This is a genomic window from uncultured Microscilla sp. (genome assembly GCF_947493425.1).
Taxonomy (GTDB): Bacteria; Bacteroidota; Bacteroidia; order Cytophagales; family Microscillaceae; genus Microscilla.
Genome location: NZ_CANLRP010000101.1, coordinates 19,313 through 31,602 on the forward strand (window position 1 = coordinate 19,313; position 12,290 = coordinate 31,602).

The following is a 12,290-nucleotide window of genomic DNA, read 5'->3' on the forward strand; positions in this document are numbered from 1 at the left end:
CCTAATGGCTTCGCCCAATTCGTAATTCGTAATTCTCAAACTCGTAATTCCCAACTAAAATACCACCTTTGTACGGCTATCGGCAAACGCCTGCTTAATGGCTTGTTTGTGGCGGTGAGGTAAGGCATTGCCTTTAATGCGTAATATATTGAGCTTTTGGAGATTGGGTAAATCAAGCGGAATATACTTGAGTTGATTAAATGACAAGTCTAGCTCCCAAAGTGAAGGCAAATATTCGATGAAGCCAGGAAAACTTGTCAATTGGTTATTAGACAAATCCAGCACCTTTAATTGGTTCAACTGCTTTAGTTGAGCAGGAGTGTCTTGGAGTTGGTTATGCGCAAAGTATATTTGCTTAAGGTTGCCAAGGTGTGACACAAGCGCTGGGAAATGCTCAAAGTTGTTGTGGCTCAAGTCAAGATTTTCTATAGCCTCAAGGTGAGCTACCGCTTGAGGCAAGTCGCTGAATTTATTCTTGCTAAGGTTGAGCGTATGCAGTTGTTGCAGGTTTTTGATTTGAGCGGGCAAAAATGCAAGTTGATTGTCAGACAAGTCGAGCCGGGTAAGGTTCTGTAACAAACCTATGACAGAAGGAAGCTGCAACAACTGATAAGAACGAAGGTTGAGCCGGTTCCAGCGGGTCATATACAACACTTGCTGAGGCGTAATGCCTTGGTCTTGTTCCCAATCTACTGCTTTCCAAATGGTGGCAAGCCCCTGTAAAGTTTGTCGGAAAGAGGCATAGTTTTGTCCTATTGTAAAGGCAAGTGCTACATTATTTAAATCATTACTTAGCAGTAAAGCTTCTAATTTTTGTAAATCAGCTTCTGAAGGGTTTAACATTTACCAGAAATGGGTTGGTGTAAAAACAAATAGACAAGTTAGGAGTTATTTTGACAGTAATAAATTATATCAATAACTAATCAGCGTTGAATTCTGTATTTCTCTTTGGGGTCGTGTATATTTAACATTACTCTAGTGATCATTTAAGGGAGCAAACAAGAAATAACCTGCCCATTTTGTAGCTGCTTTTTTGCCCTGAGACTTTGTTACTTTTTGCAGTCGTAGCTCTGCTATGGCTTTAAAAGGTGCCGCGTCTCAGAATAAAATAGCTAACAAAGAAAGGGTATTCTATTTTTTAATTACTCCCTAGTAACGCTTCAAAATTCATTGCAAATCACTTTACCAGAATAAAATATATGTTTTTCTCTCGTTTAAGACTATGGTTTGTTGTTGCCTATGTCATTGGTGCAATTGTAATGATTATCGTGTTAGGAAACCTGTACCTTTCAGTAGAAGTGTTGTATGAAAAACAAAAACAACAATCTCATTTATTGAATATTGCTGGAAGGCAACGAATGTTAAGCCAAAGTTTAAGCAAAGAAGTACTCCTATTATCACACGGTGAATTTATCGGATTCAGGCGTAAAGTAGATTCGCTTAACCAAGTTTTTTTAACGACTCATCATCAACTTAGGCAACGAAAAGACAATAGCTCAAACGTTCAAAGCCTATTTCAACGTATACAACCTCACTTTGTTGCTTTGCAATCGTTTTTGATAAAAGTAAGTGCATCTCCCACCCAAACTTCCAATGATGTCATTGCCGGGTTTTTGGCACATGCCAACTCTTTTTTAATGCTCATGGATAACATTGTCTATCATTACGAACAAGAGGCGAAAAGCAAGGTAGATAAAATGCGTAAAAAAGAGTTGAGCTTTGCCCTCATTGCTGTATTACTAATGGTGTTTATTGCGGCAATGATCTATACTGTAAGCATGTCTTTTTTTAGGTCAGTCAAACACAAAAACAAGCAACTACAGTCTTACTTGAAACTATTTGGTGACATTCAAAAAGTTGCCAGCTTGGGGCTTTGGCAACCTGCTACTGGCAACAATAAGTGGGCGTGGCAAAATGAATTATATCATAACCACAGGTACCCTAAGCATTTTACCGACCTTAATAGTTACCCTGTGACTGATCAACAAGCGCTGGAAAATGCACTGCAGCAGGCGTTCGATAAGCAAGAAGACTTTGATGTAGTATGTAGGATTGAACCTATGCATTGGGTAAAGGTATCAGGCAGGATGATTACCCAAAAAAATGGGCAAATTGGGTTTCTGGGGGCTTTTCAAGACATCACAGACAGCAAGCAGGCAGAGGAACAACTTAAGAAAACCAATGAAAGGTTATTGCTTACTACCCAGGCGGCAGGCATAGGTACCTGGAGCTTTGACTATAAAACAAGCAAAGTATGGTGGGATGGGCAAATGTATGCCCTTTTTGGTGATGCTCCACTTGGTTTTAATGGGAGTTTGAGAGAATGGTTACACCGGGTAGATTCTAAAGATTTTGGGAGGGTAAAAAAGCAGCTAAAAGAGGCGCACCGTACATTGGCATCTTTCTGTGTTGAGTTTCGGGTAAGCGTTCAAAAAAACACATTGCATTGGGTAAAACTATCGGCTAGTTTCAGAAAAAATGAAGCTGGAGAGGTAATGCATATATTGGGTACCTGTCAGGACGTAACGAACCTAAAAGAAGCCAATGAAAAGCTACAGAACAGCTTTGCCTTGCTTGATTCTATCAACCAAATTCAGCATCAGTTTATAGCTGGTGATAAAACCAATACAGTGTTTGAGTTTTTACTATCTAAATTTTTAGAGACTACCAACAGTACTTATGGTTTTATTGGCGAAGTGTTACAAAGTGAGAAGGGGAGCCTTTACCTCAAACCTTTTGCCACCACCAATGCTGTCTTTGACCAAGAGGCTGTGGTAGTTGGTGAAGAAACAGTACCAGAAGACCAGGGAATGCTCAACCTGCAAACTTTGGTTGGAATAGTGCTTGATGGGCAAAAACCTGTGATAGCCAACCTTCCAGACCATGACTCTCTCAGCGGCAATGTATTGCCCAATGCTTTTTTGGGTTTACCATTGTTTGTACAAGGCAAAATGATAGGCATGGCAGGATTGGTCAATCGTACTCACGGGTACGACCAGCAAGTGTTTGACTACCTCAAGCCCTTATTGTCTACTACAGCTCAGTTGGTGTGGGCAAATAAAAAAGAAAAAGAACGGGTAAAGTTGATGACTCAGCTCAAAAATACAACCGAAGAAGCCCGTCAGGCAAGTCAGGCAAAATCGGAGTTTCTTGCCAATATGAGTCATGAGATCAGAACCCCACTAAACGGGGTCATTGGTTTTGTTGACTTACTTATGCAAACCCAATTAGACAATACCCAGAGCAATTATCTTAAGGTGGTGTTTCAGTCTGCCAATACACTGCTGGATATTATAAGCGACATTCTTGACTTTTCGAAAATAGAGGCTGGAAAGCTGGATATTATGCAGGTAAAAGTAGATTTGAGGTTGTTGATTGAAGAGATCACAAAGTTGGTGGAGTTTCAGGCACAACAAAAAAAACTGCAAATGGAGGTGGCCTTACCCAATGACTTGCCTCGGTTTGTTTGGGTAGATGAAATAAGACTCAAGCAAATTTTGACCAACTTGTTGTCCAATGCTGTTAAATTTACTGCAGAAGGCTCCATTGTATTAAGGCTGGATGTATTGGAGAACATAAGCGATGAAGAGGCTTTGTTGCGCTTTACTGTAAAAGATACAGGCATTGGTATTGCCCCAAAAAATCAACAAAAAATATTTGAAGCTTTCCGCCAGGAAGATGCTTCTACTACTAAACGTTTTGGGGGCACAGGCTTAGGCTTGAGTATTTCAGATAAACTGTTGCACCTGATGGGGAGCAAGCTACAGTTAGAAAGTGAAGCGGGTAAAGGCAGTACTTTCTTTTTTGACATTAGGCTTAAATGCGAACTCGAAAAAAGTGTGGATTGGTCTGGCCTAAAGCATTATAAAAAAGTGTTAATGGTAGGTAGCGACTTAAAAACATTGAAACCACTGGCAAGTGCTCTAGAAAAGCAAAATATAGCGGTAGAGTTGGTAAATAATGGCATTGCTACTTTAGAAAAGCTAATGAAAGCCCAGGAAGCGAGCAACCATAGAATGTATGACATATTAGTGATAGATTACCAAATGCCTTTTATGGATGGAATAAAAACAGTAGAAAAAATAAGGCAGGAGCTACAGCTAAAAAACTTGCCAATAGTATTACTCAACGAAGAAGAACGCAAAGCTGATGTATTGGCTGCCTGCCAACGCTTAAACATAGGACAGTTGATAAAACCAGTGGCACTTCATCAATTATATGAGGTACTATTGGCGATACAAATCAAGACAAAACCAGCACAGCGAAGCAGAAACAGGAAGGTAAGCGTATATAAAATAATGATTGTGGAAGACAATGAGGTAAATATGATCTTGATGAGTGAAATTATTAAAAAATTGCATCCAAACATCAAGCTATTGCAAGCGTATAACGGTGCCGAAGCAATGGAGGTATACCAACAACAAGCGCCTGAACTGGTGTTTATGGACATACAGATGGCAGACATGAACGGGTATGATGTGACCCGTGTTATTAGGCAAATGGAGAGTGATAAAGGCAGAAAGCCTGCAGTCATTGTAGCAGTAACTGCTGGAACGGTAAAAGGAGAAAAAGAAAAATGCCTGGTGGCCGGAATGGATGATTATGTAAGCAAACCGTTGATAGAAGAAGACATTCAACAAGTATTTGATAGTTTTACATAAAATGGGGCTAAAGTTTTTAGTAGTAAGTAGCAGCAAGTAATTATAAGTCCTTATATACCGATATATATCGGTGCTACAAGTAAGAGCAACTTGCTCATCATAAGATCGTTACACCTACTCATTAGGTATGTTTAATGTTGCTTGGTACTTGTAATAGTCTAAAAAACATACAGCCCCTATTGAATATTGAACTAATTTTTAAAGCCTAATGCCCACTACGGTTATATCGTCTCGTTGTTCAGTATTTAATTGGTGATCGTTCAGTGCCTGGTGCAAAAAGCGTTTTTGATGTTGCATCGACTTTTCATTGTGGGCAAAAAGTAATTTTTTGAGTCTTTTTCTGCCAAATTTTTTGCGCCTTTCGTTGGCAGCATCACTGTATCCGTCAGTAGTAATATAGATAACGTCTCCTACCTCAAGGGTAATGGTTTTGTTTGTAAACTCAGGAAGATCCACGCCAAACCATCCTCCAATAGAGTAGCGGTCGCCTGGCAGTTCAACCAGTTCTTCTTGATGGACTGCATAAAGAGGACGCTTGGCGCCTGCATACACTACTTCTATCTTCCCGTTTTTGTCTGGTGGTGCAATGCGGCAAATACCCAAGTCCATTCCATCTTTGTTGTTGCTTGTATCTTGTTTAAGCGCCAGCCTTATGTTATGGTTCAGGGCATCCAAAATCTGCTCAGGTTCTAATATATGCTTTTCGTTGATAATTTGATTGAGCAAAGTGTTGCCAATCATACTCATAAATGCCCCTGCTACCCCATGTCCAGTACAGTCAACTACTGCCAAAAAAGTGTTGTTTTCTACCTGCGACACCCAGTAAAAGTCGCCACTTACAATATCTTTGGGTAAAAATAAAATAAAATGATCCCTAAAAGCTTTTTCAAAATAGCCAACTACAGGTAAAATAGCATCCTGAATGTTTTTAGCGTACTTTATACTGCTAGTAATTTGCTTATTTTTTTCGTCTAGCTCATTATTACGGCTCTTGAGCTTTTCTTCCTGGATATGCAAGTTAAGGTTAGAGCCAATATGAGGATTGAGTTGTCTTAAAAACTCCAGGTATTCAGGTTCAGGGTCTTTAAAAAACAGTACCTCCATCACCCCACTCAATTGGTTGTTAGAAACAATGGGTTGAACCAATATTTGCCGGATGGGTATTTGTGAAGTAGTAGTGTCTAACGTTACTCCTTCGTCTATTTGGGGAGCTACAGTAATGGATTCACGTTTTTTGGCCGCTTGCCCTATCAGGTCTTCGCCATAGTCCAAGGTTTCTTTTATCTTGTCGGAATTGTCTAATGCAAAGCCAGTTAAAAAAGTGAGTTCTTTCTCTTCAGGGCTAGCAACATACAAACTAGCCCTTACGCCCTCAACGAGTGGAATCAGGTTCTCGAGTAGGTTTTCTGCCCAGGAATCCAAAGCGATGTCTTGGTGCCACTGCATTACATCTACAAATTTGGCAATGGCTAAATCATAAAATTCTTTATTTTCAAGCAAGGTAGGTAATAGTTTTGGGTGATCAACTAATGGGTTAGTATATAAATTAGGTATAGGAATAGTGAAAAAAGACCTCCGTTTATTTTCAAGCAGGTCTTTTTATTTTTTTCCGCTATGCCCAACCAGTTCTGCATTGACTGTTTCCAGGGTCTTTACTGTGTTGTTTCGTTTTTCTTGCTCGCCTATTTTGGTGAGCATTTTCTGCTCTCTTAGTTTATATTTGTCTAGTTTTTTCTCCAGAGTTTTGTATCGTGTAATATCTACCAGAGCACCCGCCATGCGTAGTGGTTTGCCAGTAGGACTACGTTGAATAGTTCCTCTTAACAAAAACCAACGATAGCGATTATTATTGGTACGAAAACGGAATGCTTTCTCAAAAGGTTTAACAGACTTGTACTTGCGTAAGTGATGATGGAAGTGCTCAAAGAATAATCCTCTCGAAGTAGGATGTACCCGGTCATATAAACTACCCAGTCTTTCGGCAAGTGTTGATTCTTGGTAGCCCAACAAGGTAGAGCATTGACCCGACCACCACACAGGCGTTTCTTGATTCAATGTTTCGTTTTCAGGAATGTCCATATCCCATATTCCTTGGGCAGACCCTTTATTGATTAGTTCGAAGCGTTCATTAATTGTTTGTATAAAAGCTTCTTTTTCTTTCATAGTGGTAATGTCAGTAAAAATACCACTGAACAAAACCGATTTGTCATCCAATGCTTCGGGACGTGCTGACCCTGCCACCCATTTTACTCCGCCATTTTGCAGGTTAACTCTGCCTTCCCATTGCCATAAGCTAAATGTTTCTACCGCTTCGGCTATGCTTTCTTCAAAAGACAGCAAATTATCAGGGTGGATAAGGCTTTTGAATACCTCAATATCTTCAAAATCGTGAAGGCTTGCGCCAAAAATATCGGCAATACCACTGCTGGTATAAGGAAGTTGGTGGGTGCCGTCAGGAAACACTTTATACTGAAATATCATACCAGGTACAGCGGAAGTCATTCGGTTGAAATTTTCCTGTTCTTTTTCTAGCTTCTCTTTTACTTCATGCATCTCTTTACCTTTTGCCTTTGACTCCTGAAGCAAGTATTCGAGTTCTTTGCTTTTACGCTGCATCTCTTCCTGAGTAGCTACTAACTCTTCGTTATTTTGGCGCATTTCTTCTTCGGCAGCCCTTAAGCGCTCCGCCTGAAGAAGGGACTCGTGAAGTAGTTTTTTAGTTTTGATGTTATTTTGAATGCTTTGGAGCATTGCTGCGGCGCTTCTGCCAAGTCGGTTGAGCAGGTCTAAGTATTTTTCGTCGAGATTATGCAAATACACAAATTCTAATACTCCGTACACATCTTCATTAAAAATCAAAGGTATTACAGCCATACTGCGTGCACTTAGTTGCCCCGCTGAAGAGTTTAAGTACACATTTTGAAGTGGAATGTCTTTTAGAAAGGAACTACGGTGTGATTTCGCTACTTGTCCGACTACACTCTCGCCTATATCAAACGAAGCTTTACCCATTGATTTTTCGGTACAGGCGTACCCACCTCTAAACTCTAGGCAATTTTTTTTGGTGTTTCTAACAAAAAATGCGCCTCTCATGGCTTCTGTCAGGGTACATAAGTAACCGATGATGGCCTCAGAGAAATCTTCTATCGATTTGTCATAGTTTTCTCTCAAAACGTCATCAAATTTGGTTAAATTTGAGTCTAGCCAAAGACGTTCCTGAATATCTTTGGTAACAGTTACTTTACTGTTTGTATTATTTTCAGGGTTTTCATTATTTGCCTGCATCATGCTTGTGGATTAGTGAATTGCCGTGAACGATTAACAATTAAAAGTACATAAAAATGGGATAAAAAATATGCTATAAATGTTCAAATTTTGTTCCAAAAAGTTCAACAGAGTGTTATTATTTGTCATGTACAACTTACAAGCCGATTAGATTGTTTTAAAACTTATTGAACATTTTGCTTGAAACAATGGTTTTTATAGCTATTTGTCTGGCTTACAGCATTATAATTTTTGTTTTATTTCTTTTGTAAGAAGAGCAATTGTTGGAAAATAACTGCTTGGTATGAGCCATAGTAGATTTAAAGATGTATGTTTTATAGTGTTTTGCTAAAAAAATAAGGCTTATATTGCTTTTAACCAAAAAGTCATACAATGAATTAAATCTAAGCAAACTATTTCAAAAATAGTGTTAAATTAAATTGAGCTAAGTACCGAGGCAGCATTAAATATATTACTTACTGCTACTTATAACCAACGCACCAATTCTTTTTTGCGGGTAGTAACCAATATGGCGCAAGCCTGGGCGATGTGGCTGACCAAGTCGCGGTTTACCAACCTCAGAAAAGTTTCGGGGGCAATGCTACCCAAGAACATTTGCCGGGCAATCTCCATTGACTTTTTAGTTTCTTTATCACCCAGCAGCTTATAAGTAAAAGCCCCAATTGGAGAGTCTTTGATATCGAAGCTGGTATCGCTGGTTCTGCCATACTCTAACAAACGGTAGATGGTATCGTTGTACGCTAAGTGGTCAGATAACTCAATAGGGGGAAGGTAATCTTCAGCTTTTTCTACCCCATCGATGATCCCATCACCCAAAAATAATGAAATAGGAGCATCTCCTCCAGTTACTTTAGCCAAGGCTTCTACAATGGCAATAGCCAAAATTTTTACCTGAAGATACTCTTCCGAAGTTTGTAAATTATGGTGTGCCCGTTGTTTTAAGAGTACTAAATATTGCTCATCAGGAGCTCCTTTGTAATGGTGAAATATGTTTTGAGGGTCAAGACAAGACAAAAAACCCTCCATTTTACTTAAGGCCACCCTATAGTCTTGGTTGTAGTACACTCCTGGTCTCCATAGCATGTCGTTGGTTTCGGGCAGCAAAGCCCAGGTGTTGTCTAAAAACCTACCTATATCTTTATCGGCAAAGTTTTCTACATCGCGGTTGGCAAGCCCGGCTGCCAGGCGAACCATTTGTTCTATGTCAGACAAGACCAGTGAAAGTTGATACTTGGGGAAACAGTGCTGAATGCGTAATTCCAGGTGGTCAAAACAATTCATTCCCTGATTATCTTTAGGCCTGAAGGGAATGGTGGCTTCTATACAAGCCACTATAGTCATAAGGTCTTTAGCTTTTAGGAAATCTTTTAGGAAATTAACCGCTATCCAAGCGCTCAAAAACTCGTTCAACCCTGCATCTGGCTTTAACAATTGCCCTGGAGCAAAATTGAACAAATCCAGACATAAGTGAATTAAATAGTCTTCGGGTAAGTCATTCTTAAGGTGTACTCCTTGCTTGTTTACGGCAACTACCTGTAGCACCAAATTCTCGAACTGGGGTAAAAAACATTGATCTACCTGATAATACACCACGTCGTGAAACAACCCTGCCAGGATTTGTAAGGGTGCCATATCACGGCATACATTCAGTACGTGTTCAGTAGTATGAAATTTACGTTTGCCATTGTCCATACAGCTATAAACAAATACGGCATACTTTTCACAAATTTTAGGAGGAATGTCTAAGTGCAGGCGCACAAAAGCTTCCTGAAAAAGGTCAATTAATTGATGGATAGGAGATTGTTGTTGCATATTGCCTTGTCCTTATGAGTTGTTATTTTACCACCATTTATTTATTTGTTATCCTTTTGTTCAAACTGATGCTTGATTCGTTCGCTTTTACGCTCTAGTTTCAACTGGTACCCAGCCGCATCTGCCTTGAAAATATAGTATTGGGTGTACCCCAACCTTAGCTCAATAAACGATACCCGAAGAATGGTATATACCGGAATAGCAGCGATCATGCCTAAACCGCCTGACAATGCTGCTCCAGCAAAAATAGCAATGAATATTTCTAACGGGTGTGCTTTTACACTCTTAGAAAATATAAAAGGCTGCAGAAAAATGTTGTCAGTGAGTTGAGCACTGGCAAACACCGTAAATGTTTTTAAGGTAATCCAGGCGTACTCATTAGAGGTTACCTCGAATACTGAGTTAAGTGTAGTGGTAGAAATAATAACAAACAAGGCAAAAATAAAGCCTAGGGTAGGACCAAAGTAGGGAATGAGATTAAATAAAGCTGCTGCTGCCGCAATTAATAAAGCATAGCGCCCTGCTACCCCTGCAATGGTAAGACCTACCGATATAATGGTAAAAATGACAATAATTTGGATAAGCAACCCCACCAAATAGCTGGTAAGTCGTCGCTCTATTTTATATATAGTAGTCACCACCACCTCGAAATAATGGTTAGGAATGGCCGCCAATAAGGTGTGGCGGATCAACCCCTTTTCGTAAAGAAAAAAGAACGTAATAAAACTTACTGCTAATATATAAAGAAACAAAGTGCCAGCAAACCCCAATACATAGTTTAGAATGGCTCCTACATTGATACCCTCAACAAAATTGAGCAGGTTTTGGGTAATGTCTTGCAGCAAAAAGCCTTGTTTTTTATTTACCTGAAAGTTCTTGATTAAAAACGACTCAACCGACGCAATAGGTTTTTGTACCTGGTCGAGCAAACTCTGGTAGTCAAGGTTGCTAAGCAGGTTAATCTGATCAGAAATGATAGGCGCAAAAAGTAGTAAGAACAAACTGGATAGTGTAATAAGTAAAGCAAAAGAAAACACAATGGCAATGCTTCGAGGTATTTTCAGGCGAAAAACCTCTACACTTGTTATATAGTCGGTAATGGGGCGCAGAATAGAAGATATGATCAGTGATATGAGCAGGTAAATAACAATGTCAGAAAATACCCACCCTATTACGATTGCAACAAGCACTATAAACAATAAATTAAGAGTGGCTCTGTGTAGTAAAAACATGTATAAAGTGAGTTACAAATTAATTTTCTTAATTACAGGATACAATCAAACTATTCTTACCTATACTATTTTTTGCCCTGATTCGTGTCCCCACCACCAATTTTATGAGGTTATGGTCTGTTGTATAAAGACATAACCTTTGAGTCGATGTGGGTGTTTTTAAAAAAATAGTCAGAGCATGTATTATAAAACCTGGAGCTCATCTCTATTTTTTAAATGATTTGCAGCGCATTATTAAAAGCCAAGATGAGTTTCTATTGTTAAGGAATGGTTGAACAATAAGTTACTGATTTGGCATGAGTTATTTTTTTCTGAGAAGAGGCACTTTTTGCAGTCGTAGTCATAGCTACGACGAAAAAAGTAACGAATTATCAGGATAAAAGAACATCGCCAGAACGAAAGTTTATTTTTTGTCCATTCCTAAGGAATGGTACCAAAATAAATTTACATTCTTAACCTCATCTTTTGAGGCTATACTTTGTTAAAAAATAGCCAAATAGCGCTGCTATTAGCCGATTTTTTGCCTCGTCTAGCAACAAAATATTTTATTAAACTATAGAAATTTATTTTTACACCATTCCTAAGGAACATGTTCAAAATAAGTGTCGAGATTTAGGGCATAAACTCAAGGCTGACTAAGGCACTTTTTGCGGGCAAGGCAACATCCGGGGGATGTTGAGCCAGACCGTGGGACGGTACCACGGACAATAAAAGCTCGTAGTCCCGGCGGAACTGCCGGGGTAACGAAAGTCAGGAAAGAGAACCGCAGCACGAAGTTCAAGCTCTGCGAAGTTAATATGTTCTAAACCGGACAGCTTCAAAGTCCCGATTTCTTATCGGGGTTATTGTTGAGGGCTACGCCCGAAATCCCGTTTACGGGGCGATCACGTTCCTAAATCAATAATTTTTAATAAAGTTATAAATAAATATCAGGCACCAAAAACTGTAGCTTAGAAAAATAGCAAGTTATGCTAACATTAATATAACTTATTGATTTTATGCCTCTTAATTGAGAGAACTGTGATTGGTAACCCAGGTTTTGATAAGTTTATTTACCTCTGCGAGAAATAATTTTATTTTTTTTTGAAAAAAAATATAGGCACTTGTCATTTTTTGCTGTCATCGGCATTGTTATAAGCGAATCCTGATAACTCAGTTATCGCCCAAACCCTTAACCAGTACATCCTTTTAAGTTTTAATATGCACCATCCTTTTACAACCATCTCCTTTAACCGGTTGTATCTCTGATACCAGACAATGCAATAAAATTATTGAACCTTCGAAAAAATAAAAAGCGTAG

At 39.1% G+C, this 12,290-nt stretch carries 6 protein-coding genes; 1 reads left to right on the forward strand and 5 read right to left on the reverse strand.

Translation table 11 applies throughout. The features are described 5' to 3' along the window. Window positions 1–54: 54 nt before the first annotated feature. The gene (locus tag Q0954_RS21830; RefSeq protein WP_299460383.1) at window positions 55–843 is read right to left on the reverse strand and encodes a leucine-rich repeat domain-containing protein; all 789 of its coding nucleotides are present in this window, start codon (window positions 841–843) and stop codon (window positions 55–57) included. A gap of 356 nt (window positions 844–1,199) precedes the next feature. Here Q0954_RS21830 and Q0954_RS21835 point away from each other — a divergent pair, with 356 nt between their 5' ends. Next, a complete protein-coding gene (locus Q0954_RS21835; protein WP_299460385.1) occupies window positions 1,200–4,661 on the forward strand; it encodes a response regulator in 3,462 nt (1,153 codons plus the stop codon). A gap of 198 nt (window positions 4,662–4,859) precedes the next feature. Here Q0954_RS21835 and Q0954_RS21840 read toward each other — a convergent pair whose 3' ends face one another. From Q0954_RS21840 to Q0954_RS21855, 4 genes are all read right to left on the reverse strand, one after another. Further along, a complete protein-coding gene (locus Q0954_RS21840) occupies window positions 4,860–6,161 on the reverse strand; it encodes a SpoIIE family protein phosphatase (RefSeq protein WP_299460387.1) in 1,302 nt (433 codons plus the stop codon). Between the two features lie 99 nt (window positions 6,162–6,260). Continuing rightward, window positions 6,261–7,949 (reverse strand): PAS domain-containing protein, encoded by a 1,689-nt coding sequence (locus Q0954_RS21845; protein WP_299460390.1) that lies wholly within the window; start codon window positions 7,947–7,949, stop codon window positions 6,261–6,263. Window positions 7,950–8,411: 462 nt separating this feature from the next. Next, complete coding sequence (locus tag Q0954_RS21850; RefSeq protein ID WP_299460393.1) at window positions 8,412–9,758, reverse strand: hypothetical protein; 1,347 nt, start codon at window positions 9,756–9,758, stop codon at window positions 8,412–8,414. A 41-nt stretch (window positions 9,759–9,799) separates the two neighbouring features. Beyond that, window positions 9,800–10,990, reverse strand: a complete 1,191-nt coding sequence (locus tag Q0954_RS21855; protein ID WP_299460396.1) for an AI-2E family transporter — start codon at window positions 10,988–10,990, stop codon at window positions 9,800–9,802. Between the last annotated feature and the right edge of the window lie 1,300 nt (window positions 10,991–12,290).